At 63.3% G+C, this 22,093-nt stretch carries 23 protein-coding genes; 11 read left to right on the top strand and 12 right to left on the bottom strand.

Annotation, left to right across the window (positions count from 1 at the left end):
• Nucleotides 1-602: 602 nt before the first annotated feature.
• From ACVWZA_RS05385 to ACVWZA_RS05395, 3 genes are read left to right on the top strand one after another with little or no spacing between them, the layout of a single operon-like run.
• On the top strand, nucleotides 603-1,784 hold the full coding sequence (locus tag ACVWZA_RS05385) for a bifunctional 2-C-methyl-D-erythritol 4-phosphate cytidylyltransferase/2-C-methyl-D-erythritol 2,4-cyclodiphosphate synthase (RefSeq protein ID WP_457310145.1): 1,182 nt from the start codon (nucleotides 603-605) through the stop codon (nucleotides 1,782-1,784).
• Nucleotides 1,781-2,308 carry a hypothetical protein gene (locus ACVWZA_RS05390; RefSeq protein WP_457310146.1) on the top strand — a complete coding sequence of 176 codons (528 nt, stop codon included), beginning with the start codon at nucleotides 1,781-1,783 and terminating at the stop codon, nucleotides 2,306-2,308. Before ACVWZA_RS05385 ends, ACVWZA_RS05390 begins: the two co-directional genes overlap by 4 nt.
• 2 nt (nucleotides 2,309-2,310) lie before the next feature.
• Nucleotides 2,311-2,832, top strand: a complete 522-nt coding sequence (locus ACVWZA_RS05395) for a CinA family protein (protein ID WP_457310147.1) — start codon at nucleotides 2,311-2,313, stop codon at nucleotides 2,830-2,832.
• Here ACVWZA_RS05395 and ACVWZA_RS05400 read toward each other — a convergent pair.
• Nucleotides 2,772-3,251, bottom strand: coding sequence for a type II toxin-antitoxin system RatA family toxin (locus ACVWZA_RS05400; RefSeq protein ID WP_457310148.1), 480 nt, complete (start codon nucleotides 3,249-3,251; stop codon nucleotides 2,772-2,774). The two genes, ACVWZA_RS05395 and ACVWZA_RS05400, sit on opposite strands and share 61 nt — an antisense overlap.
• Nucleotides 3,251-4,186: a lipoyl synthase gene (gene lipA, locus ACVWZA_RS05405; RefSeq protein ID WP_457310149.1), complete on the bottom strand. Its 936-nt coding sequence runs from the start codon at nucleotides 4,184-4,186 to the stop codon at nucleotides 3,251-3,253. The genes ACVWZA_RS05400 and lipA overlap by 1 nt, the downstream gene beginning before the upstream one ends.
• Before the next feature lie 65 nt (nucleotides 4,187-4,251).
• On the opposite strand from lipA, the gene ACVWZA_RS05410 reads away from it, so the two are divergent.
• On the top strand, nucleotides 4,252-4,881 hold the full coding sequence (locus tag ACVWZA_RS05410; RefSeq protein ID WP_457310151.1) for a carbonic anhydrase: 630 nt from the start codon (nucleotides 4,252-4,254) through the stop codon (nucleotides 4,879-4,881).
• A 54-nt stretch (nucleotides 4,882-4,935) separates the two neighbouring features.
• On the top strand, nucleotides 4,936-6,210 hold the full coding sequence (locus ACVWZA_RS05415; RefSeq protein ID WP_457310152.1) for a mechanosensitive ion channel domain-containing protein: 1,275 nt from the start codon (nucleotides 4,936-4,938) through the stop codon (nucleotides 6,208-6,210).
• 3 nt (nucleotides 6,211-6,213) lie between these two features.
• On the opposite strand, the gene ACVWZA_RS05420 is transcribed toward ACVWZA_RS05415, so the two are convergent.
• The 3 genes from ACVWZA_RS05420 to aspS all read right to left on the bottom strand — a co-directional run bounded on the left by ACVWZA_RS05420 (nucleotide 6,214) and on the right by aspS (nucleotide 10,416).
• A complete protein-coding gene (locus ACVWZA_RS05420; RefSeq protein WP_457310153.1) occupies nucleotides 6,214-6,984 on the bottom strand; it encodes a polyphosphate kinase 2 family protein in 771 nt (256 codons plus the stop codon).
• Between the two features lie 14 nt (nucleotides 6,985-6,998).
• Complete coding sequence (locus ACVWZA_RS05425; protein ID WP_457310154.1) at nucleotides 6,999-8,387, bottom strand: APC family permease; 1,389 nt, start codon at nucleotides 8,385-8,387, stop codon at nucleotides 6,999-7,001.
• Nucleotides 8,388-8,616: 229 nt separating this feature from the next.
• Nucleotides 8,617-10,416, bottom strand: coding sequence for an aspartate--tRNA ligase (gene aspS / locus ACVWZA_RS05430; protein WP_457310155.1), 1,800 nt, complete (start codon nucleotides 10,414-10,416; stop codon nucleotides 8,617-8,619).
• Nucleotides 10,417-10,587: 171 nt separating this feature from the next.
• Between aspS and rnd the strand changes: the two genes are divergently transcribed.
• Both rnd and ACVWZA_RS05440 read left to right on the top strand, forming a co-directional pair.
• Complete coding sequence (gene rnd / locus ACVWZA_RS05435; RefSeq protein ID WP_457310156.1) at nucleotides 10,588-11,763, top strand: ribonuclease D; 1,176 nt, start codon at nucleotides 10,588-10,590, stop codon at nucleotides 11,761-11,763.
• The gene (locus tag ACVWZA_RS05440; protein WP_457310157.1) at nucleotides 11,760-12,062 is read left to right on the top strand and encodes an I78 family peptidase inhibitor; all 303 of its coding nucleotides are present in this window, start codon (nucleotides 11,760-11,762) and stop codon (nucleotides 12,060-12,062) included. The genes rnd and ACVWZA_RS05440 overlap by 4 nt, the downstream gene beginning before the upstream one ends.
• A gap of 3 nt (nucleotides 12,063-12,065) precedes the next feature.
• Here the strand turns inward: ACVWZA_RS05440 and ACVWZA_RS05445 are convergent, their stop codons facing one another.
• Genes ACVWZA_RS05445 through ACVWZA_RS05460 form a run of 4 tightly spaced genes read right to left on the bottom strand, consistent with a single transcriptional unit; the run spans nucleotide 12,066 to nucleotide 17,721 of the window.
• Nucleotides 12,066-13,568, bottom strand: a complete 1,503-nt coding sequence (locus ACVWZA_RS05445) for a Ppx/GppA phosphatase family protein (protein ID WP_457310158.1) — start codon at nucleotides 13,566-13,568, stop codon at nucleotides 12,066-12,068.
• 8 nt (nucleotides 13,569-13,576) lie between these two features.
• Nucleotides 13,577-15,799, bottom strand: coding sequence for an RNA degradosome polyphosphate kinase (locus ACVWZA_RS05450; RefSeq protein WP_457310159.1), 2,223 nt, complete (start codon nucleotides 15,797-15,799; stop codon nucleotides 13,577-13,579).
• A gap of 24 nt (nucleotides 15,800-15,823) precedes the next feature.
• The gene (locus ACVWZA_RS05455; RefSeq protein WP_457310160.1) at nucleotides 15,824-16,459 is read right to left on the bottom strand and encodes an HdaA/DnaA family protein; all 636 of its coding nucleotides are present in this window, start codon (nucleotides 16,457-16,459) and stop codon (nucleotides 15,824-15,826) included.
• A complete protein-coding gene (locus ACVWZA_RS05460) occupies nucleotides 16,456-17,721 on the bottom strand; it encodes a heavy-metal-associated domain-containing protein (protein ID WP_457310161.1) in 1,266 nt (421 codons plus the stop codon). The genes ACVWZA_RS05455 and ACVWZA_RS05460 overlap by 4 nt, the downstream gene beginning before the upstream one ends.
• A gap of 60 nt (nucleotides 17,722-17,781) precedes the next feature.
• On the opposite strand from ACVWZA_RS05460, the gene purM reads away from it, so the two are divergent.
• The 4 genes from purM to ACVWZA_RS05480 all read left to right on the top strand — a co-directional run bounded on the left by purM (nucleotide 17,782) and on the right by ACVWZA_RS05480 (nucleotide 20,593).
• A complete protein-coding gene (purM, locus tag ACVWZA_RS05465) occupies nucleotides 17,782-18,876 on the top strand; it encodes a phosphoribosylformylglycinamidine cyclo-ligase (RefSeq protein WP_457310162.1) in 1,095 nt (364 codons plus the stop codon).
• 84 nt (nucleotides 18,877-18,960) lie between these two features.
• Entirely contained in the window at nucleotides 18,961-19,527 is a 567-nt protein-coding gene (purN, locus tag ACVWZA_RS05470; protein WP_457310163.1) for a phosphoribosylglycinamide formyltransferase, read from the top strand.
• Nucleotides 19,524-19,901 (top strand): MmcQ/YjbR family DNA-binding protein, encoded by a 378-nt coding sequence (locus tag ACVWZA_RS05475; RefSeq protein ID WP_457310164.1) that lies wholly within the window; start codon nucleotides 19,524-19,526, stop codon nucleotides 19,899-19,901. Before purN ends, ACVWZA_RS05475 begins: the two co-directional genes overlap by 4 nt.
• Nucleotides 19,898-20,593: a hypothetical protein gene (locus ACVWZA_RS05480; protein WP_457310165.1), complete on the top strand. Its 696-nt coding sequence runs from the start codon at nucleotides 19,898-19,900 to the stop codon at nucleotides 20,591-20,593. The genes ACVWZA_RS05475 and ACVWZA_RS05480 overlap by 4 nt, the downstream gene beginning before the upstream one ends.
• 1 nt (nucleotide 20,594) lies before the next feature.
• On the opposite strand, the gene ACVWZA_RS05485 is transcribed toward ACVWZA_RS05480, so the two are convergent.
• The 3 genes from ACVWZA_RS05485 to ACVWZA_RS05495 all read right to left on the bottom strand — a co-directional run bounded on the left by ACVWZA_RS05485 (nucleotide 20,595) and on the right by ACVWZA_RS05495 (nucleotide 22,084).
• Nucleotides 20,595-21,101 carry a GNAT family N-acetyltransferase gene (locus ACVWZA_RS05485; RefSeq protein ID WP_457310166.1) on the bottom strand — a complete coding sequence of 169 codons (507 nt, stop codon included), beginning with the start codon at nucleotides 21,099-21,101 and terminating at the stop codon, nucleotides 20,595-20,597.
• A gap of 13 nt (nucleotides 21,102-21,114) precedes the next feature.
• Complete coding sequence (gene ndk / locus ACVWZA_RS05490; RefSeq protein WP_457310167.1) at nucleotides 21,115-21,537, bottom strand: nucleoside-diphosphate kinase; 423 nt, start codon at nucleotides 21,535-21,537, stop codon at nucleotides 21,115-21,117.
• A gap of 106 nt (nucleotides 21,538-21,643) precedes the next feature.
• On the bottom strand, nucleotides 21,644-22,084 hold the full coding sequence (locus ACVWZA_RS05495) for a DNA polymerase III subunit chi (protein ID WP_457310525.1): 441 nt from the start codon (nucleotides 22,082-22,084) through the stop codon (nucleotides 21,644-21,646).
• Between the last annotated feature and the right edge of the window lie 9 nt (nucleotides 22,085-22,093).

The following is a 22,093-nucleotide window of genomic DNA, read 5'->3' on the forward strand; positions in this document are numbered from 1 at the left end:
AGAAAACACCGCACTCGAACGTCTGATTCTGGCAACGCCGGACGTTCGATTGGCGATACCGGAATGACGGCTTCGTCCCAAAGTCGGTCATCCGAGTGCCGCTCAGAGCTGGATGAACGGATGTCAGGTTTCGGGATGACGATGCACCAGGCTGAACGGCTTAGATTGGGCGCATAGCAGCCATCGATCGCCCTCGCGTCCAAACCGGAATTAGCCACGCCATCGGCCAGATCGGCCGGACGACACCAAATCCGCGACCGGAGATTCGTTACACGGTCCAACATTAGGACGAGAAATGCCAATCCGAAACCAGCTCAGAAAAAGGTATATCATATTGATATTTATCTATATTTCTAATATTTCTGCGCCGGGGCTGGCCAGAGAAACGTGACACGACCGGTGTAACATATCTCCGCAACCATCGAAGGTCCTGGCCGCCGCCGTCGCCTTCCCCGGATTCAACCACCGCGCCGCAACCGCTATCGCACCGGGATGGAAATACGCGCACCGTTCCCGCACGCGACCCGGCGTCCACGCGATCGGCCATTGCGTGCGCCGAATAGCGGCTGGCGAGCCGGTCGGGCATGGGCTAGGCGAACGTCATGACGGCGTTTTGCCCCAAACCTCCCCGCACCGCCGCGCTGATCGTTGCCGCAGGACAGGGATTACGCAGCGGTGGCGGCGTGCCGAAGCAATTTGCCCTGTTGGCGGGAAAGCCGATGATCGCACACAGCTATGCCGTACTGGCCGGGCATCCGGCGATCGACCGCGTTGTCGTCGTGATCGGCGAAGGACAGGATGCGGCGCTCGATGCCGCGTTTGATGGCGCGCTCGGCCCGGTCGAGCGGGTGACCGGCGGAGCGACACGACGGATGTCGGTGCTGGCCGGCCTTGAGTGCCTGGCCGAACACGAGCCGACTCAAGTGCTGATCCATGATGCCGCCCGCCCGTTCCTGCCCGTGTCGGTGATCGATCGCCTGTTGATCGCGCTCGACGAGGATGCGGGCGCTGTGCCCGCTTTGCCGGTCACCGATACGCTCGCGCGGGGCGTGGAGGTGCTCGGTGCGGGCGTGTCGCGCGACGGGTTATTCCGCATCCAGACGCCACAAGCGTTCCGCTTCGATGCGATCCTTGCCGCACATCGCGGCTGGAATGGCGACGAACCCACCGACGATGCGCAGATGCTACGCAAATCAGGAGAGGCCGTGGCTTTGGTCGAAGGCGATGCGATGCTCGAAAAAGTGACCTACCCCGCCGATTTCGCGGCTGCCGAAATGCGTCATGCCGCCACCATGCTCGTGCGCAGCGCGACCGGTTATGATGTCCATCGCCTGGCCGAGGGCGAGGAATTATGGCTCGGCGGTGTGCTCATTCCACATGACAAGGGGCTGTCGGGGCATAGCGATGCCGATGTCGCGCTCCACGCGATCACCGATGCCCTGCTCGGTACGATCGCCGAGGGAGATATCGGCACGCATTTTCCGCCCAGCGATCCGCAGTGGCGCGGCGCGGATTCGGCGCAGTTCCTGGAACACGCCGCCGCGTTGATCCGGGAACGCGGTGGCATCATCGATTTCATCGACCTGACCATCATTTGCGAAGCGCCGAAGATCGGCCCGCACCGCGCTGCGATGCGCGACCGGGTCGCGGCGCTGTTGCGGCTCACGACCGGCCAGATTAGCATCAAGGCAACGACGACCGAGCGTCTGGGCTTCACCGGACGCGGCGAAGGCATCGCCGCCCAGGCGATCGCGACGATCAGAATCACTGGAGATACAATATGACGAAGCGGATCGGGCCGACGGCGATAGCGCTGTGGGCAGGGCTTGCCGCCATCAGCGCACAGTCGGCGGAAGCGGCCAAGCCGTGCGTGACGGCGCCCGAAGCCACCGCACTGATGCTTTACGTCGCCCCCGACGCGCTCCTTGCGGTCGGCATCGTCTGTTCCTCGGCATTGCCGGCCAACGCGCTGGTGCGCCAGACGTCGGGCCCGTTCGTCGATCGATACCGTGCCCAAGCCGATGCCTCCTGGCCATTGGCCAAAGCGGCGATCTCCAAGATGTCCGGCCAGGATCTGAGCCTGATCCTCGACACCGATGCCGCGCGCACCCTGATGTCGGCGATCGTCGCGCCGCTCATCACCAAGGATATCAAGGTAAACGATTGTGCAGCGATCAATCGCATTGCGACGCTGATCGCCCCGTTGCCGCCGCGCAACGCCGCCGAACTGGTCGTGACGATCCTGCAATTGAGCAAGGACAGGGGCGCAAAGCAGAACCTGCCGATTTGCCCGGCTGTCGGATGGTGACCATGGACACCATCCTGCCCACCGAACTGGTCGAGGCCGCCCAGCGCGTCGTCGACAGCAATCGTGCCGCCGGACGCAGGATAACCGTCGCCGAAAGCTGCACCGGCGGGCTGGTCGCTGCGGCCATCACCGAGATTCCGGGCTCTTCGGATATATTGGAGGCCGGCTTCGTCACCTATTCGAACGACGCCAAGCTCGAATTGCTCAAAGTCAGCCCGGACGTGCTGGAAACATTCGGTGCGGTGTCGATCGCAGTGGCGTGGAGCATGGCGCAAGCGGCGCTTGAAATGAGCGGTGCCGATGTCTCGGTCGCCATCACCGGCGTGGCTGGACCGGGCGGCGGCACAGAGAAGAAGCCGGTTGGCACTGTGGTATTCGCGCGTGCCGAAAAAGGCGCCGATCCGGCGCACATCGTCGCCGACCGCAAGGATTTCGGCGACCTCGGCCGCGGCGGCGTCAGGCTTCAGGCGGCGTTGTGCGCACTCGAGCTACTGGTCGCGCCGGCCCCTGCCGCTCCCGAATAAAGCACCGCCGCCCGTTCCTCGAACGCGCCGATCATCTTGCGCAGGGCGGAGCCGAATACCTGCCCGGCGAGCATTTCGAACATACGGTTCTTGAACGCGAAATCGACCGTGAAATCGACGAAACAGCCCTCACCGTCCGGTCGGAAAATCCATTCGTTGCGCAGATATTTGAGCGGCCCGTCGAGATAATCGACATGAATATGGTCCGCGCGCTGTTTCCTGACCTTCGACGTGAAAGTCTCCCGTAGTCCCTTGAAGCCGACGATCATGTCCGCGACCATCTCGGTCGAACTGTTCGATCGCACCCGGGTCGCCGTAACCCAAGGCAGAAATTCGGCATAACGTCCGACATCGGCGACCAGGTCGAACATTTGTTCGCGGCTATAGGGCAGTCGGCGGGTTTCGGCGTGGCGGGGCATCAGGCGCGAGCGAGCTTCGCCTCTCTCGCGGCGCGCAACGCCGCGAAATCGTCGCCGGCATGATAGCTCGACCGGGTCAGCGGCGACGCCGCGACAAGCAGGAAACCCTTCGCACGCGCGATCGCGGCATAGGCGTCGAACGCCTGTGGCGTGACGAAGTCCAGCACCTTGGCGTGGCGTGGCGTCGGCTGCAGGTACTGGCCCATGGTCAGGAAATCGATGTCGGCGGAGCGCATGTCGTCCATCACCTGATGCACTTCGAGACGTTGTTCGCCCAGCCCGACCATCACACCGGACTTGGTGAAAATCGACGGATCGTGCCGCTTGACGCTCTCGAGCAGACGCAGCGAAGCATAATAACGCGCGCCCGGCCGGATCGTCGGATAGAGTCTCGGCACAGTTTCGAGATTGTGGTTATAGACGTCTGGCCGCGCCTCTACGATCGATTCTACAGCGGCTTGCGCCTTGTTCCTGAAATCCGGCGTGAGGATTTCGATCGTCGTTTTCGGCGTCGTGCGGCGCAGCGCCTGGATCACCTTGACGAATTGCGACGCGCCGCCGTCGGGCAGGTCATCACGATCGACCGAGGTGATGACGATATGTTCGAGACCCAGTTCGGCCGCGGCGTCGGCTGTGTGCTGCGGTTCGAGCGCATCGACCGCGCGCGGCATACCAGTCTTCACATTGCAAAAGGCGCAAGCACGGGTGCAGGTGTCGCCCAGGATCATCACCGTCGCGTGCTTCTTGGTCCAGCACTCGCCGATGTTTGGACACGCGGCCTCTTCACACACCGTATTGAGGTTGAGACGGCGCATCATCGCCTTGGTTTCGGCAAAACCGACGCTGGTCGGCGCCTTGACGCGGATCCAGTCGGGCTTGCGCTGACGGCCTTCGGAAGGTGCGGCAGGAAGGGGAAGCGGAGTCATCTCGTTCATGAGGTCGCAGATAGCGATGCTTTGGCACGCTTGCCACCCCCTGTCCCCGATGCAAGAGAGGCCGCATGACCGGATTTACCAACCTTATCGACGGCTATCGTCGTTTTCACGATTCGAACTGGTCGCGCGAGCGCGCCCGATGGGCCCAGTTGATCGATAAGCAGAAGCCGCGAGTGATGGTAATCGCCTGCTCGGACAGCAGGGTCGATCCGGCGCAGATCTTCGATACCTTGCCGGGCGAAATTTTCGTCGTCCGCAACATCGCCAATCTGGTCCCGCCGTTCGAACTCGACGGTGGCCGTCACGGGGTCTCCGCCGCGCTCGAATTCGCGGTCACCCAGCTCGAAGTGTCGGAAATCGTCGTGATGGGTCATGGCTCGTGTGGCGGCGTCCATGCGTCGATAAGTCAGGAATTTGCCGGCAAGGCGCCGGGCGAAGGCGGTTTCATCGCGCATTGGATCGATCTGCTCGACGAAGCGCGCGACGAGATCGTGTCGCGCATGGGCACCGGCGCGAATGCGGTGCGCGCTCTGGAGATGGAGACGGTGCGGATCAGCCTCGCCAATCTGCGCACCTTTCCGTGCATTCCCGAGCGGGAAGCGGCCGGGACGCTCAGGTTGCACGGTGCCTATTTCGCGATCGCCGACGGCATGCTGTATGTGATGGACGAGGACGGCCGTTTCGATATTGCCTGAATAGCCGTCTCACGGCACCATGACGGCGGCCGTTAGCGCCGCTGGGGAAAGCATATGCAGTGGCGCGAATGGCTTGCCGGGCTCGGCCTGCCGATCCCCCAAACTCTCGGTGTCGAACCGATCGTCGTCGCGGTATTGCTGGTGGTTGGTGCTTATTGGCTCGGCTGGATCATCGCGGCGCGGGCGACCCCGTCAATTATCCGTGCCCTGCTGCGCTGGACCGAGCGCGCCGATGACGCGAGCGGCAAGCTCGTCGGGGGGCTGATCCATTATTCGACCATGGCACTGGTCCTGATCGTCGCCAGCAATGTCACGCCATGGATGGCGGTCGCGCTGATGATCGTCGCGTTGGGGCTAGGCTATGCCCTTGGCATGCTGGTTTATCGTATCGGCCGGACCTTAGGGCTCGGCATGGTCCTGGCCAGCGTGCTGGCGCTTGCCGTCTTTGTCGCCACGGCGGCGGGTACGCTGGGCGGATTGCGGCCGATGATCGATACGCTCGACGGCATCGGATTCAATGTCGGCTCCAGGCGTATCTCGATGCTCGGGCTGGTCAACTTCATCCTTGTCGCGACGATATTGTTTGTGCTGGCGCGGCTGATCAACCGCATATTGATCCATTCGATCGCGCGGCTGACGCATCTCGATATTTCGCAGCGCGTGCTGGTGCAGAAACTCGGCGGAATTGCCGTGATCATGGTCGCGGTGTTGCTCGGGATCGACTTGCTCGGGATCGACCTGACCGCGCTGGCCGTTTTCTCCGGGGCGATCGGCCTGGCGGTCGGGTTCGGCCTGCAGAAAACCTTCGGCAACCTGATGGCTGGCCTGATCCTGCTGATGGACCGGTCGGTGAAGCCGGGCGATGTGATCGTCGTCGGCGATACGTTCGGCGCGGTGACCAAGATCGGCATCCGCGCGGTCTCGGTTGTCACGCGCGATGGCAAGGAACATCTGATTCCGAACGAAACGCTGATGACCGAGCCGGTCGAGAACTGGTCCTATTCCAGCCGCAACGTGCGCATCCATATCCCGATCGGCGTGTCCTATTCATCCGACATATTGCTCGCGCAGAAGCTGATGCTGGAGGCGACGACCTCCTCGGATCGCGTGCTCGCCGATCCCGCGCCCAGGGTCTGGCTGACGGCATTCGGCGAGAGTTCGGTCAACCACGAAATCCTCGCCTGGATCTCCGACCCGGAGGGTGGCGTCGGCAACGTTCGATCTGACATCCTCAACCGGCTGTGGATCCTGTTTCGCGACAACCATATCGTGCTGCCCTTCCCGCAGCGCGACGTGCATATCCGGTCCAATCAGGGTTCCGACGCGTAAGCTTTATTTGAGCGCCTTGCGCGCCAGTTTTTCGACTGCCGGATCGAGCGGCGGCGGGGTCATGTCGATATTCGCCTCGAGACGATCCGCGATCGCAGTCAGCGCAGCGATTCGTGCGGCCTTTTTGTGGTTGCCGTCGATCGCGCACCATGGGCCCCAGCGCGTGTCGGTGCGCCGGAACATCTCCGCCATCGCATCGAGATAATCGTCGCGTTTCTCGCGATTGCGATAATCCTCAGCCCCGGTTTTCCAGCGTTTCCACGGATGGTCGAGCCGATCCCTGAGCCGTTTATCCTGCTCCTCCTGCGTGACATGGATGAACAGCTTGACGATCGTCGTGCCCGCGTCCGCCTGTTGCGCTTCGAACTCGTTGATCTCGTCATAACCGCGCCGCCACTGCGATTCGGTCGCGAAGCCCTCGACCCGTTCGACCAGCACGCGGCCGTACCAACTGCGATCGAACACGGCGATGTTGCGGTTGCCGGGCAGTTTCTTCCAGAAGCGCCACAGGAAATGGTGCCCAAGCTCTTCCTCGGTCGGCGCGCTGATCGGCCAGACGTCGAAGTTACGCGGATCCCACTGCGCGGTGAGGCGCTGGATGATACCGCCCTTCCCCGCCGCGTCCCAACCCTCGAGCAGGATGATGGCGCGTTTCTTGTGAACGATATGCGCGACCTGGATATGGGCGAGCCGTTCCTGGACCGCGGCGAGCGCGTCCGAATAGTCGCCGTCGAACTTCTTGCCCGATTCATAGTCTGATAGGTTGATGCTCATGGCCCATCATAAGCTCAATCGGCGGGGATTTGCACGTCCCAAGCGCCGCGCCGACGCAGCACGAACCAGTAATAGGCTGCGGAGCCAAGGATCTGAACGCCGGTCATGATCAGGCCTGGCCGCCCCTCCTCCCGATCAAGCCAGCTGGTCCATATGACATAAGTCAGCGCGATCAGCGTGACGATTGGCGCGATCGGATACCAGGGCATGCGGTAATGCGCGTGCGCGGTCTTGCCCGAACGGCGGCCCGAGATCGCAGCAAGGCAGATGCCGGCGTAGATCGCTACCAATCCAGTACCGCTCAACACCAGCAGCAATTGCAGCGGCAGGAAGCAGCACGCCATGCCGATCCCGCCGACCAACAGGGTCCCGACCCAGGGCGATCCGAATCTGGGGTGGATCACGGTCATCCAGCGATCGATTGGCCGACCCCAGCTCCCGTCGCGCGCCGTCCCGTAAAAGAAGCGCGCGCAGGCCAGGATGCAGGCGATCACCGCATTGACGATGGCGATCACCACGCCGATCGACACCCAGGCCGACAGCGCCGCGCCGCCGCGCAGGGTCACCAGGATACCGAACGGGTCGTCGGCGGTGACGAAGGCGTGCAGGTCCGGCGCGCCCATCAATCCGGCAGCGAGCGGCAGTGCTTCGAACAACAGGGTAAAACCAAGCGCCCACATGATCGCCCGAGCGATCAGCTTCGACGGCTCGTGCATCTCCTCACCGAAATAGACTGCCGCGCCATAGCCGTTAAGGGCGAAGATCGCGATCGAGGTGGCGAGGCCGATCGAAGCGGGCGATGCCGGCACCAGCGCGCCAAGGTCGGGCATCACCGGATGCAAGAGGAAGTCGCCGAACGGCCGCGCCGCATCGGCGAAACCGAGCCAGACAATCGCGGCGAGCGCCAGCACCTCGACCAGCAGGAAGATGCCGGTGACCCACGCGTTGACCCTGATCTGCAGCAGCGCGATCAGCATCGAGGCGCCGACGATCGCAATCGCGACGGGGATTTGCGGCAAGCCCGGGATCAAGGTGCCCAATACCGCGCTGACACCGAGTCCCGCGACGGGCGGAAAGAGCAAATTGTTGAACACGTTGACGCCAAGCATCACAAAGCCGGAAAGCGGCCCGAGCGTGTGCGCGACCATGACGTACTCGCCGCCCGCAACGGGATAGGCGGATGAAAGTTCGGCATAGACGAATGCGGTGGCGACACAGACCATACCGGCGAGCAGCATCGCCCAGATCGCGCCAGTGCCGGCAACCTGCAACATGCCGGGAATGATCACGAATACGGAGGACGCCGGCGTCGCGACCGAAAGGGTCAGGAACAGCACGCCCATCACGCCAAGGCTGCGAACCAGCCGCGATGGCGGTTCCGGACTTAGCTGGTCGTTGAGCATGGTTGGTCCGCCCCCGCATCGACACACGCCCCCGCGCGATCGCCCTGGCTGCGCACATGCGGCACGAGGGGCATCTGGACAAGTCCCCCGGTGGGCGAACGTCGCCGCCTGTCTTCCCGCGAAAGCGGGAATCCCGCTTATTATTTCTCACCGCCGTCCTGGCGTGTGCGCCACCGCCGAAAAAAGAACAGGATCCCCGGTCTCGCGGGGATGACAGCAGGTTCCAATGTTACGCCGGCTTGACGGCCGGCACGTCGATCGTGCGGATATTGAGTTCCTTCAACTGCTTTGCGCTAGCGAAGTTGGGGGCGCCCATCATCAGGTCTTCGGCCTTTTGCGTCATCGGAAAGGTGATCACTTCGCGAATGTTCGGCTCGTCGGCGAGTAGCATGACGATCCGATCCACGCCCGGCGCGGAGCCGCCATGCGGCGGGGCGCCGCACTTGAACGCGTTGATCATGCCGGCGAAGTTCGTATCGACATCGGCCTGAGTATAGCCGGCAATCTCGAAAGCCTTGTACATGATCTCCGGCTTGTGGTTCCGCACCGCACCCGACGACAATTCGATACCGTTGCACACGATGTCATACTGATAGGCGAGAATATCGAGCGGGTTCATCGTCTCCAGCGCTTCCATCTCTCCTTGCGGCATGGAGAAGGGGTTGTGGCTGAAATCGACCTTCTTGGCATCCTCGTCATATTCGAACATCGGAAAATCGACGATCCAGCAGAATTCGAAGCGATTCTGGTCGATCAGGCCGAGCTGATCGGCGACGCGGGTGCGCGCCAGACCCGCCAGCTTCGCTGCCTGCGCTTCTTTGCCCGCGGCGAAGAAAATGCCGTCGTTCGGGCCGAGGCCAAGTGTGTCGGCGATCGCCTTCATGCCATCCTGGCCGTGATTATTGGCGATCGGCCCGCCGAATACGCCGTCCTTCTGCGTCGCATAGCCGAGACCGGGAAAGCCCTCGCTCTGCGCCCAGCTGTTCATCTCGTCGAAGAATTTGCGGCTCTTCTCATGCGTGTTGGGCGCCGGCAGCGCACGGACCACGTCGCCGCTCTCGACCATCGAGGCAAAGCGGCCAAAACCCGAGCCCCTGAACAGGTCGGACACGTCGGTGATCAGGACCGGGTTGCGCAGGTCGGGCTTGTCGCTGCCGTATTTCAGCATCGATTCGCGGTACGGGATGCGCTTGAATGGCAATGGCGAGACGGTACGGCCCTTGCCCTGCCAATCGGCGAATTCCTCGAACACGCCGTGCAGCACGGGCTCGATCGCCGCGAATACGTCGTCCTGCGTGACATAGCTCATCTCGAAATCGAGCTGATAGAATTCACCGGGCGATCGATCGGCTCGGGCATCCTCGTCGCGGAAACAGGGCGCGATCTGGAAATATTTGTCGAAGCCAGCGACCATCAGCAGCTGCTTGAACATCTGCGGCGCTTGCGGCAGCGCGTAGAATTTGCCCGGATGGACACGGCTCGGCACCAGATAATCTCGCGCGCCCTCGGGCGACGACGCGGTCAGGATCGGGGTCTGGAATTCGGTGAAGCCCTGACCGATCATGCGGCTGCGTAGCGACGAAATGACGTTGGAGCGCAACAGGATATTGGCATGAAGCCGCTCGCGCCGCAGATCGAGAAAGCGATAGCGCAGCCGGATTTCTTCAGGATATTCATTCTCGCCGAACACCGGCATCGGCAATTCCTGCGCCGCCGACTGCACCACCACGTCACGCGCACGAATCTCGATCTCGCCCGACGGCAAGTTGGCATTCACCGTCTCGGGCGAACGAGCGACCACATCGCCGGTGATCGTCACGACGGATTCGGCGCGCAGTTTGTCGAACACCGTATGAGTCGGGCTGTCGCTATCGGTGACGATCTGCGTGATGCCGTAATGGTCGCGCAGATCGACGAACAGCAGATTACCGTGGTCGCGCTTGCGATGGATCCAGCCGCTGAGCTTGACGGATGTCCCGACATCGGCAGCGCGGAGCTGTGCGCAAGTGTGCGTGCGATAGACGTGCATGATTCTTCTTCTCTGTACGTCACCCCAGCCAAGGCCGGGGTCTCATGGGGAAACGAACCGTCCGCCCCACAAAGGTCCCGGCCTGCGCCGGGATGACGGTGAAATGGTGGGCCGCGCTTTCCCTTCACACGCCTCTTTGTCAACCCGCTCGCCTGTCGCTATGGGGTCAAGATGCATATCCATGACCTGATCACCGACAGCGCAACCCTCGCCAATCTCTGCAGCCGATTGTCGCAAGCCGACTTTGTCTGTGTCGATACCGAATTCATGCGCGAGAACACTTTTTACCCGGAGCTCTGCCTGATTCAGATCGCCGATGTGAACGAGGCGGCGGCGATCGATCCAATGGCGGCGGGGCTCGACATGAAGCCGTTGCTCGACCTGTTGGTCCACAATGAGGATGTGCTGAAAGTGTTCCATGCCGGCGGCCAGGATTTGGAAATCGTTTACAATCTCACCGGCAAGACGCCCCATCCGCTGTTCGACACCCAGGTCGCGGCGATGGCGCTCGGCCAGGGCGAGCAGATCGGTTATTCCAACCTGGTCGATTCCTATCTCGGCATCGTCGTCGACAAGGGCGCACGCTTCACCGACTGGTCGCGACGCCCGCTCGACGCGCGCCAGATCGAATACGCGATCGGCGACGTCACTCATCTGGCGAAGATATTTCCCAAGATGCTCGATCGGCTGCGCAAGACCGGGCGCGGCGAATGGCTCGATCAGGAGATGGAGCGGATCGGCGACCCGAAGAATTACGCCAATGATCCCGAAGAAGCGTGGAAGCGCATCCGCATCGCCGGCCGCAAACCCGATGTGCTCGGCCGGTTGAAGGCGCTCGCCCGCTGGCGCGAGTTGGAGGCGCAGAGCAAGGACCTGCCGCGCGGCCGCATCGTCAAGGATGAGACGATCGCCGACATCGCCGGCCATCCGCCGCGCAAGCAGAGCGATCTGGCCAAGGTGCGTGGGTTGTCCGCGACCTGGGCGGGTAATGATATCGGCGGCCGGATGATGGCGGCGCTGGAGGCGGCGGTGCCGATGACATCGGAGGAAATGCCCGCGCGCGACGACCGCAAGCCCGGGCTCGGCAAGGACGGTGCTCTGGTCGCCGATCTGCTCAAGCTGTTGCTCAAGATTCGCTCCAAGGAAATCGACGTCGCCTCGCGCCTGCTCGCGCGGAACGAGGATCTCGAGGCACTGGCGGCGGGTCAGCGCGACGAGCTATCGATCCTGCAGGGATGGCGTTTCGATCAGTTCGGCCGGGATGCACTCGACCTGCTCGAGGGGCGGCTGGCTTTTGCCGTGGTCAACGGTAAGCTCAAAATGACTCGAACGGAGGATGTCGCATGAAGACCGCCACAGCTTTGATCGCCCCGGCATTGATCGTCGTCTTCGCGCTTGCCGGATGCATGGACGGGCGCCCTACACCGCTGCCCGTCCCGCCACGCGCGTGCAATGCTGATCGCGCGCAGAGCCTGATCGGCCAGCGCGCTACGCCGGCGCTCGTTTCGAAGGCGAAGCGTCGCTCGGGTGCGTCGCTGGCGCGCCGCATCACGCCGGAAATGCGCGTGACGATGGAATTCCGCGCTGATCGCGTGAACGTCTGGGTCAGCACCGATGGTCGGGCCGAGCGCATCAGCTGCGGTTGATCCTCAGGAGGTGATCAGGACGGGCTCGCGATCATGCGATACGGCGAGCGCCTTGTGCCGCCGCTCGACCGCTTCGCCATAAAGCGCGGCATCGCGCGGTTCGAGGTGCAACGACAAGGTCGTCGGCCCGATATGAAGGTGTGAGCGCAGCAGCGGACCGGCCAGGCCGCCGCTCAGCCGCTGGCCGAGCCGCATCGCAAGTCCCCATGCCGTTGCGCGCCGGAGATCTGACAGCGGCGCGAGGTCGCCGATCGGCGCGGGCGTATCGGTGCCGCCACCAAGGCTGGTGAACAGGGCCTGCGCCATCAGCGCGCGGCCGCGTGCGTCGATCGCGACCCAATTGCCGTGCAGGGCGATCTCCACACCGCGCTCCGCGCGGAATTCGGGGTTGGCACGCCAGCCGACGTCCGCCAGCTGGCACGCCGCATGACGCAAGCGCGACATCTCTGGCGGATCACCGGCGAACAGCGGCGCGATCCAGTCGTCGAGCAGGTCGCCATGCTCGACGAAACGGCCATGACGCCGCCCTTCATCGCGAGCGGCGACGATCAGCGGGTCTTCGCTACGCGTCGCGGGATCGAGGTCGCCATAGAGCAACCCTTCGCGCAGACCAAAGGCCGAGACGATCGTCGTCTCGCTGCCGAGATGTTTGATCAAGGCCGACAACAGCGCTGCCCCATCGCCCAGCGTCGCCGCCCGTGCCGAAGAAAGCCCGGGTATGGTGCGCAGCCGCCCCTTGGCAACATGGCTGATTGTGCGGTTCATGCGCGCGATGGCATGCGGCGGCATGGCGTATTGATGGATCACCGGCAGCGGATAACCATTGATATGCATGTCGAGCCGCGCCAGCGCACGCCACGACCCACCGACAAGATAGAGCGGCAACCCCTGTCCCTTGCCCGCCCAGCCGGCCTGTTTGAGCGCCTTGGCGACCTGCCGCTCCAGCGCGCCCTGCCCGCCCTTGGTGCGGATCGGGCCGACGCGCAGCACGCCGAACGGGAAGGACACACGATCACGCACCTGTCCCTGCGACACGCGCACCAGTTCCAGACTGCCGCCACCAAGATCACCGACTATGCCTTCGGCATCGGGAATCGCCGACAATACGCCATGCCCCGCGGCCATCGCCTCCTGCTCGCCCGACAGAAGTTCGACCTCGAGACCAAGCTTGCGCGCGGTGTCGAGCAGCGTACTGCCATTGGATGCATCGCGCACCGCAGCGGTGGCGACGGTGCGCAGCCGGGAAACTTCCATTTCGCGCGCGACTGCGGCGAATCGCGCGAGTGCGAGCCCGGCCTTGGCCAGGCCGTCCTTGCCGATCGCGCCGGTCTCCGAAAGACCACGCCCGAGCCCGGCCATGACCTTCTCGTTGAACAGGATCGCCGGCAACCGCTCGGGTCCCTGATAAATCACCAGGCGGATCGAATTGGACCCGATGTCGATGATCCCGGTGCGCGGCTCCACCTGCGGCTCGAGCTTCGGTTTGCGGAACAACAAGGTCGGCATCGCGGGCTTCAACGTCGACGACGGAGCGAAAGTTTCGGAACCGCTTCACCGAGTTCAAGCGCGGCACCGCGGCCCGAGAGCGACGGGTTGGTCATGAAGTAACGGTGCAGGTTGAATGGCCGGTCGCCCGGGTCGACCCGGACATATTCGCCATCCGCCTGAAGATCCCAGCTCTGTTCGGTGTCGATCAAATTGGCGACCATCACCTGGTCGAGGATCTGGTCGTGCACCGTCTCATTCTCGATCGGGAGCATATATTCGACGCGACGATCGAAATTACGCGGCATCCAGTCGGCCGAGGAGATGAACAGCTTCGCGCCATCATTGGGCAGTGCCTTGCCATTGCCGAACGCCCAGATGCGGCTGTGTTCGAGAAATCGCCCGATCACCGATTTGACGCGGATATTCTCCGACATGTCCGGAACGCCGGGGCGCAGGCAGCAGATACCGCGAATGATGAGCTCGATCTCGACCCCGGCATTGCTCGCCTCATAAAGCTTTTCGATGATCGCCGGGTCGACCAGCGAATTCATCTTCGCCCAGATTGCCGCAGGCCTGCTTGCCCTGGCGCTGGCGATCTCGGCGTCGATCAGCTGGACCAGCTTGGGCCGCAGGTCGCGCGGCGACAGGCTGATAAGCGCCATATCGTGCGGTTCGACATAACCGGTGACGTAATTGAACATCTGCGCCGCATCGCGGCCGAGGCGCGGATCGGCGGTGAAAAAGCTCAGATCCGTGTATATCTTCGCGGTCTGCGGATGATAATTACCGGTGCCGAAATGGCAGTAAGTGCGGAATTGCCCCGCCTCGCGCCGCACCACCATCGACACCTTGGCGTGAGTCTTCCACTCCATGAAACCATAGACGACCTGAACCCCCGCGCGTTCCAGCGCGGAGGCCCAGACGAGGTTCTGCTCCTCATCGAAGCGGGCCTTCAATTCGACCACGGCGGTCACCGACTTGCCCGATTCTGCGGCCGCGATCAGCGCGTTGATGACGGCCGGCTGCTTGCCCGCGCGATACAGCGTCTGCTTGATCGCCACGACATCGGGGTCGGCCGCCGCCTGTTTCAGAAAAGCGAGCACCACGTCGAAGGTTTCGTACGGGTGGTGGACGACGATGTCCTTGGACCGGATCGCCGCAAAGCAATCGCCGCCGAATTCCCGGATCCGTTCCGGAAAGCGCGGGCTGTATGACGTGAATTTCAGGTCGGGCCGGTCCTCATCGACGATCGATTCGAGGTCGCCGATGCCCAGGAACGTGCCGCCTTCGGTGACGAACGCGTCGGCGCCGCCGAGTTCGGCGCGCAGCGCGGTGGACAGGCTGTCCGGCATGCCCGATTCGAGTTCGAGCCGGATGACACGCCCGCGCCGGCGGCGCTTGATCGCATTGGCGAAATAGCGGACGAGATCCTCCGCTTCCTCCTCGATCTCGATATCGCTGTCGCGCAGCACGCGGAATTCGGCCGCGCCCTGCACCTCATATCCGGGAAAGATCAACGAGGAGAAACGCTTCACCAGCGATTCTATCGCGACGTAACGCGCGTTTTCGCCCGACCCATTCTTGCCGCGGCCCTCTTTGCCAGGTCCTTCTTTGTTAGGCAGACGAACGAAACGCGCCATCGTCGCCGGAAGCATGACCAACTCGCGTATCGGCTCCTTGTCGGACAGGCGGACAAGGTCGAACATCACTGCCAGGCCCTTGTTGGGCATGAACGGGAACGGATGCGCGGGATCGAGCGCCTGCGGTGTCAGGATCGGGAAAATCTGTTCGCGGAAATGCGTTTCGAGCCACGCCACGTCGCCGGCATCAACGGATGCGTCGATCGTCTTTGATCCCAGCACCTCGATCCCGGTTTCGCCGAGCTGGTGGCGCAGGTCGCGCCATACGGCGCGCTGGCTTTGCACCAGGTCATCGGCCTCGCCCACCACCGCCGACAATTGCTGTCCCGCCGTCATCCCATCGACGGATCGGCGATCGACATCCTGCGCAAGCTGCCCTTTCAACCCGGCGACGCGGACCATGAAGAACTCGTCAAGGTTGGAGCCCGAGATCGACAGGAAGCGCAGCCGTTCGAGCAACGGGTGCGCGGCATTGCATGCTTCCTGGAGAACGCGCCGGTTGAACGCCAGCCAGGAGAGTTCGCGGTTGAAGTAGCGATCGCTGCCCAATCCTTCCGCAAAGGGATCGTCATCATCGTCGATACGCGCGATATGGGCGGGGCGGGTCATCGGGGTTCTCGTCTGGAAATGGCGTCAGGGATCGGTGGAGGGCGATTCGGCCGCGCCTTCGCTGATAAGCCCGATTTCCGACAAAGTCGCGCGTGCCAGCGGGATGGAAAGACGTTTCCGGCGTTCCATCACCGCCTGATCAAGCGCATCGACAGCGCGCAGCAGCGCGATATGGCTACGCTCGACCCGCATCAGCAGCCACTGGATCAGGTCTGGCCGTGCATCGAGCCCGCGGCGCAGGAACGTGCGCTCGAACAATGCCTGCATCAGCACATCATCGGGCGGTCCTATCTTGGCAATCGGACTGGCGGCGAGGCGCGAACGCAGATCGGGCAACTTGACGCTCCATTCGGGCGGCGCCGCATCCGCGACGATCACCAACGGGCTACGCGCCTCCTGCGCGCTGTTCCAGGCATGGAACAACGCGGTCTCGCTTTGACGTTCGGCATCATCGATGATCATGCCGCCGCTCTTTGCCGCAAAAATCCGCGCAAGCAGGCTACGGCCCGATTTACGCGGCCCGGTGAGCACCACCGACATGACAGGCCAGGACGCCCAGCGCTCAAGCTGTTGTACGGCACGGGAATTCGAATCGCTGACCAAGAACTCGTCATCGCGCGGGTCGGCTGGCCATTCGAACGGCAGCGCGATCTGGCTCATCCGCTGGTCGCGTTGTCCGCGGGCGCAGGGGCAGGTGTGCCCCCTTGCGACGGTTGAACAGCGCGGCGAATGCGTAGCGTGGTGCCATTACCCTGAACTTGCCAGCCGCGCGCCGCCAGCGCGGCGGAAAGCGCCGCCGGATCGCCGTCGAAACCAACACGCATCACCGATACGCCACCCAAAGCGAGGCTGCTAGTCAGGGCCGAGCGCACGCCCGGCACCCCCCGCATCGCCGCTTCGGTCGCGGACACCGCGGTCGCGCCTGGCGTATCGAACTGGATCGATATGACCGTCGCCTCCGTACCGCTCGCCGCGGTAGTGGCCACTGCGGCGGGATCTTCGGGAATATCTTCAATCACCACCGGCGCGACCGGAGGCGGCACATAGACAAGACCGGAATCTGTGTTGAGCATGCCGGAACTGAGCGCCGACTGATACGCCTCGTCGAGGCGCTTGACCCCGGTATCGAGCAGCGCGTCCACCCCATCGCTGCTGCCGACGCGCAGCGAGAATTTGGCGATCATGTGGTTGTCCGGGCCATGCCGCGCCTCGAACACGCCGACCACCGGACCGCCCGGCCACTGACGATAGAGCCTCACCACCGGTACGAGAATGTCGGACGCGCCATATTGATCGAGAATGGTGCGCCACCAGCCGCGCCCAGGGCGGCCGATTTGCCCCGCATTGAGCAACATGGCATCCGGCCCGGTTCCCGCCGGACGAACATAATCGACCGAGCTGTTGCCAGTGCGATAACGGCCCCAGGCCTCCTGCCATTTGGTCTTTTGTTCGAACACCTGGCCGGTGCCGCCCGACCACTGCAGTGGAATGACCAGCATTGGCGGCGAGCGCGATGCCTGGCCAGCGACACCGAGCAATCCGCCGGCGCGGGCGCGGCTGAACAAAACGCCAAGGCGCGCAACGTAGCGATTCGGGCCGATCTGTTCATTCTCGATGACGATTCCCGACACCATCGCGTCGAGCGTTCCATCGGACACCATAGCGCCGCCGCCGCCCAGTCGGCGCGACAGCATCACCCAGCCCTTGCGCTGCGCGACCTTCCAGCCGGCATAGCGCGCCGCGTCGGCGGTCTTGCCGGTGACATCGACATCCACCCCGCTGACCTCATAGCTGCCCGAACCATCGGCCGCGGTCATCGGCTGGTCCGGTGCATTGGCCTGCGCGATCACGACACCACCGGTCGCGACAAGCGCCAGAGCAAGTGCCAGGTAGGACGGGCGAGATAAGCGACGGACAAACATTGCCGCCCTTTTGGCGAAGCAAGCGTGGAAATCCAAGCGAGATATGGCTAGTCGGCGGTTATGAGCGAAACCGAACCCTATACATATGCCCAGGCGGGCGTCTCGATTGCAGCCGGCAACGCGTTGGTCCGCGCGATCGGCCCATTGGCCAAGGCCACCCGCCGCGCCGGCGCCGATGCCGATCTTGGCGGCTTTGGCGGCTTTTTCGACCTGAAGGCGGCGGGTTTCGTCGATCCACTGCTCGTTGCCGCGAATGATGGGGTCGGCACCAAGCTGAAACTGGCGATCGAACATGATCGCCATGACGGAGTCGGCATCGATCTCGTCGCGATGTGCGCCAATGATCTGATCGTGCAGGGCGCCGAGCCTTTGTTCTTTCTCGACTATTACGCGACCGCCAAGCTCGATCCGCCAATCGCGGAGCGCGTCATCGCGTCGATCGCGCAGGGCTGTCTGCAAGCCGGCTGCGCGCTGATTGGCGGCGAGACCGCTGAGATGCCAGGCATGTACGCGCCGGGCGATTATGACCTTGCCGGTTTCTGCGTCGGCGCGGTCGAGCGCGGTCGTGTGCTGACCGGGCGTGAGATCGCTGCCGGTGATGTGGTTTTCGGACTCGCCTCGTCGGGCGTACATTCCAACGGCTTTTCGCTGGTGCGCAGATTGGCGACCGACAAGAGCTGGAAGCTTGATCGCCCTGCCCTGTTCGACCAGGAAACATTGCTGATCGATGCGTTGATGGCGCCGACACGGATTTACGTGAAGAGTCTGTTGCCGGTTCTTGCCGAGGGACGGATCAACGGGCTGGCGCATATCACCGGCGGCGGCCTGCTGGAAAACGTCCCGCGCGTCCTGCCCCAGGGCGTTCACGCGCGGATCGACGCCGATGCGTGGCCGCAGCCAAGGCTGATGGCGTTCCTCCAGGCGCAAGGAGCGATCGAGCCCGAGGAAATGGCGCGGACATTCAATTGCGGGATCGGCATGGCGGTGGTCGTTGCCGCCGGCGAAGCCGATACGGTGAAGGCGGCGCTGGAAGCCGGAGGCGAGACTGTATTCAGCATTGGAGTGATCGAGAGCGGCGAGCGTGGTTGCACGGTATCTGGTTCGACCGAGACGTGGGGCGCCAGGGCCGACTGGACGGCGACCCACCTTGGCTGACCCTCCCATGTCATCCCCGCAAAGGCGGGGATCCCGCTTCTTCCCGGCCACACAAGAAGGAGCGGGATTCCCGCTTGCGCGGGCATGACGGTTAAGGTCGGTATCCTGATTTCGGGCCGTGGCTCGAATATGATGGCATTGGTCGACGCCGCGAGTTCGACTGGCAGCGTTTACGAAATCACACTCGTCGCTTCGGACAAACCCGACGCGCCCGGCCTAGTCTGGGCCAAGGCTCAGGGAATCGCCACCTTCGCCCAATCGCCAAAGGGGATGCCCAAGGCCGAATACGAGGCCGCGATCGATGCCACCCTGCGCGACGCTGGCGTCGAAATCATCGCGCTTGCCGGTTATATGCGGCTGCTCTCCGACGATTTCGTAGCGCGTTGGCGCGGGCGGATCGTCAATATCCACCCCTCCCTCCTCCCCAAATATAAAGGACTCGACACCCATGCGCGCGCCATTGACGCGAGCGATGCCGTGGCCGGATGCTCTGTCCATGTCGTGACCGAAGAACTCGACGGTGGCGAGGTCCTTGGCCAGGCCGAAGTGCCGATCCTGCCCGACGACACGCCCGGTACGCTTGCCGAACGCGTCCTGGCTGCGGAGCATCGCCTTTACCCGCGCATTCTGGCAGACTTCGCCGCACGATGAGTCCCGATCCCGAATCCGCACTCGCCAAGCTCCGTGACGCGGCACTGTCGCTGCTCTCGACATATGAAAAATTGTCGCATGGTTCACCCGGCTTTTTCATCGAGAAGGGCAAGGCATTCGCCTATTTCTGGCACGATCATCACAGCGACGGAGAGACGGTCGCGATCGTCAAGACCAGCGGGATCGAGGAACAGCAGATGCTGATCGAGGCCGATCCGGATTTCTATTATTCGCCCCCCTATATGGGACCTTCGGGCTGGATCGCGATGCGACTCGACGTGGCCGATCTCGACTGGGACCGCGTCGCCGACCGTATCGCGATGAGCTGGGAAATGGTCGCACCACGCCGTTTGCTGGAGGCTGGAGGACGATGAGCGACGAAACGCCCGAGACGCCGCTATCGCAGCCGGATCCCGTAACCCAATCCCCTGCACCACCCCACCACGCGGTCGAAACGGCCGCGCAGCAGGCGGTCGATCGCGCCGAGGCCGCAGCGACGCGCCGCCGTTGGGTTACGCTCGCCGAACTGGTCGGCGTCGCTGGCCTGGTCATCGCCGCTCTAGGCTTGTGGATGACTTGGTCGGACCGCCGCGCCGATGATCAAGCGAAGCAGGTCGAAAAGGCAAGTGAAGCCAAAGTCCGCACGCTGGTGATGCTGAAAGCCAGTGGCGAGAGCGGTGGCGATCGCCTGAAACTGACCGATGCAGCGCACGATATTCAGAATATCGACGTGATTTTCCCGTCCGCCCTTGGCGTCGCGGCGCAGACCAGCGTACTCGAGCCGCGGATCGATGCCGGCTGGTTCTCGTCACCCGTGCTGACGCTGACCGATAATGGCCCCGATTCGCAGCAGGGCCGCATCCCCGTCCTGATCACCGCCAGCTATTGGGACGCCGACAAGGAGCGCCGCGACACCGCAATCTACGATGTGGTGTGGAAGACCGAGGGGCGTGTGTTGCGCGGTCGCGCGCTGCGTCTAGAAGGATTGTTGCTGCGCGAACGGACGAGTTCAAAAGCACGGCTCGACGCGATCTGGGCGCGAGAGAAACCCAAATCAGCCAAATAAGCTAAAGCGAGCGCGCGTAGATCGGGTCGTCGTGGATCTCGGCGCCCACCTGGAATTGTCGCGTGCCGATCACGGTGAAGCCGTTGCGTTCGTAGAATGCCCGGGCGCGGTCATTATGCTCCCACACCCCAAGTAGCATGCGGTCATGCCCCAGCCGACCCGCATCCTCGATCGCGCGCGCCATCAGCGCCGGGCCAATGCCCAAGCCATGCGCCTGTTTCAGCGTATAGATGCGGCGCAATTCCACATCGCCCGACCGCCGTTCGATCGGAAAATCGGGTGTGGTCAGCACCGCATAGCCGAGCGGAACATGGCCCGGCTCGATTTCGGCGATGGTGATGATCGTCGCCGGATCGCTCGCCCAGGCGGCGAAGGTCTCGACCCCATTATTCTTGATACAATGCGCGATCAGGTCGTCGCGAGTCAGCACCAGAGCATAGGTATCGAGAAACGCCGCATTGGCGACGAGCGACAGGGCAGTGGCGTCTTCCACCCCGGCCTGTCGCACGCGCCATTCCATATCAGCCGGTGATTTCTTCGGGCTTGAAGAAATAGGCGATCTCGATCGCTGCATTCTCGTCGCTGTCCGAACCATGGACCGTGTTCGCCTCGATCGATTCGGCCAGTTCCTTGCGGATCGTGCCGGCGTCCGCATTGGCGGGGTTGGTCGCGCCCATGATGTCACGATTGCGCTGCATTGCGTTCTCGCCCTCGAGAACCTGCACGATGACAGGGCCGGAGATCATGAAGCTGACCAGTTCACCGAAGAACGGACGCTCCTTGTGCACCGCGTAGAAGCCTTCGGCCTGATCGCGAGTCATCTGGATACGCTTGGACGCGACGACGCGCAGGCCGGCTTCCTCCAGCATCTTGGTGACGGCGCCGGTGATGTTGCGGCGGGTGGCATCGGGCTTGATGATCGAAAACGTACGGTTCGCGGCCATAACCGTGAAGCTCCTGTATCTTGAATGATGTCGTAAATGGCGGAAAGTCGCGGCTCTCTAGGCGGCGCCTTGCCGCAATGCAAGATCGCCGGCCATCGGAGGAGAGTTAGACCGCCTGTTCCCAGCGGCCATTTTCGTTCTGTTTCCAATAGCGCCGCTCGATCCCGTCGCGATCGGCCAGCGCCTTCCAGGCGGTGCGGGCCTCGACAATCCGGTCGCTGTCGAAGAAGTGGAAGGCGCGATCGAACCCCAGTGCTTCGTCACGCCAGACGCCATCGGCGAGCGCTATGTTGCGCGCGTCATTGGCCGCAAGCGTGTCCGCTCCGATCAAGATCGGCTGGCGCGCATCGCCGTCCCCGCCCGCTTCGCCATGCGGCAGGAAGCTTTCGGCCGAATAGGCCCAGAGCAGCCGGTCGAGCGACGCGCGCTGCGCGCCGCTCTCCGCGACGATCAACAGCCGCCCGCCGCTCGCCACGACCTTCTCCGCAATTTGCGGCAAGGCACGGTCGAGCGGCGTTACGGTCAGATGGTAGAAATCGACTTGCACGGACTCAGG

The organism is Sphingomonas sp. UYAg733, from assembly GCF_054057355.1.

Coding starts and splice junctions, on each gene's coding strand:
- ACVWZA_RS05450 (WP_457310159.1), bottom strand. CDS start 15,799: ATGACCCGCCCCGCCCATATCGCGCGTATCGACGATGATGACGATCCC.
- ACVWZA_RS05400 (WP_457310148.1), bottom strand. CDS start 3,251: ATGCCCCGCCACGCCGAAACCCGCCGACTGCCCTATAGCCGCGAACAA.
- ACVWZA_RS05480 (WP_457310165.1), top strand. CDS start 19,898: ATGAGCGACGAAACGCCCGAGACGCCGCTATCGCAGCCGGATCCCGTA.
- ACVWZA_RS05420 (WP_457310153.1), bottom strand. CDS start 6,984: ATGAGCATCAACCTATCAGACTATGAATCGGGCAAGAAGTTCGACGGC.
- ACVWZA_RS05445 (WP_457310158.1), bottom strand. CDS start 13,568: ATGCCGACCTTGTTGTTCCGCAAACCGAAGCTCGAGCCGCAGGTGGAG.
- ACVWZA_RS05385 (WP_457310145.1), top strand. CDS start 603: ATGACGGCGTTTTGCCCCAAACCTCCCCGCACCGCCGCGCTGATCGTT.
- rnd (WP_457310156.1), top strand. CDS start 10,588: ATGCATATCCATGACCTGATCACCGACAGCGCAACCCTCGCCAATCTC.
- lipA (WP_457310149.1), bottom strand. CDS start 4,186: ATGAACGAGATGACTCCGCTTCCCCTTCCTGCCGCACCTTCCGAAGGC.
- ACVWZA_RS05475 (WP_457310164.1), top strand. CDS start 19,524: ATGAGTCCCGATCCCGAATCCGCACTCGCCAAGCTCCGTGACGCGGCA.
- ACVWZA_RS05390 (WP_457310146.1), top strand. CDS start 1,781: ATGACGAAGCGGATCGGGCCGACGGCGATAGCGCTGTGGGCAGGGCTT.
- ACVWZA_RS05410 (WP_457310151.1), top strand. CDS start 4,252: ATGACCGGATTTACCAACCTTATCGACGGCTATCGTCGTTTTCACGAT.
- ACVWZA_RS05425 (WP_457310154.1), bottom strand. CDS start 8,387: ATGCTCAACGACCAGCTAAGTCCGGAACCGCCATCGCGGCTGGTTCGC.
- purM (WP_457310162.1), top strand. CDS start 17,782: ATGAGCGAAACCGAACCCTATACATATGCCCAGGCGGGCGTCTCGATT.
- purN (WP_457310163.1), top strand. CDS start 18,961: ATGACGGTTAAGGTCGGTATCCTGATTTCGGGCCGTGGCTCGAATATG.
- ACVWZA_RS05395 (WP_457310147.1), top strand. CDS start 2,311: ATGGACACCATCCTGCCCACCGAACTGGTCGAGGCCGCCCAGCGCGTC.
- ACVWZA_RS05440 (WP_457310157.1), top strand. CDS start 11,760: ATGAAGACCGCCACAGCTTTGATCGCCCCGGCATTGATCGTCGTCTTC.
- ndk (WP_457310167.1), bottom strand. CDS start 21,537: ATGGCCGCGAACCGTACGTTTTCGATCATCAAGCCCGATGCCACCCGC.
- ACVWZA_RS05455 (WP_457310160.1), bottom strand. CDS start 16,459: ATGAGCCAGATCGCGCTGCCGTTCGAATGGCCAGCCGACCCGCGCGAT.
- ACVWZA_RS05415 (WP_457310152.1), top strand. CDS start 4,936: ATGCAGTGGCGCGAATGGCTTGCCGGGCTCGGCCTGCCGATCCCCCAA.
- aspS (WP_457310155.1), bottom strand. CDS start 10,416: ATGCACGTCTATCGCACGCACACTTGCGCACAGCTCCGCGCTGCCGAT.
- ACVWZA_RS05460 (WP_457310161.1), bottom strand. CDS start 17,721: ATGTTTGTCCGTCGCTTATCTCGCCCGTCCTACCTGGCACTTGCTCTG.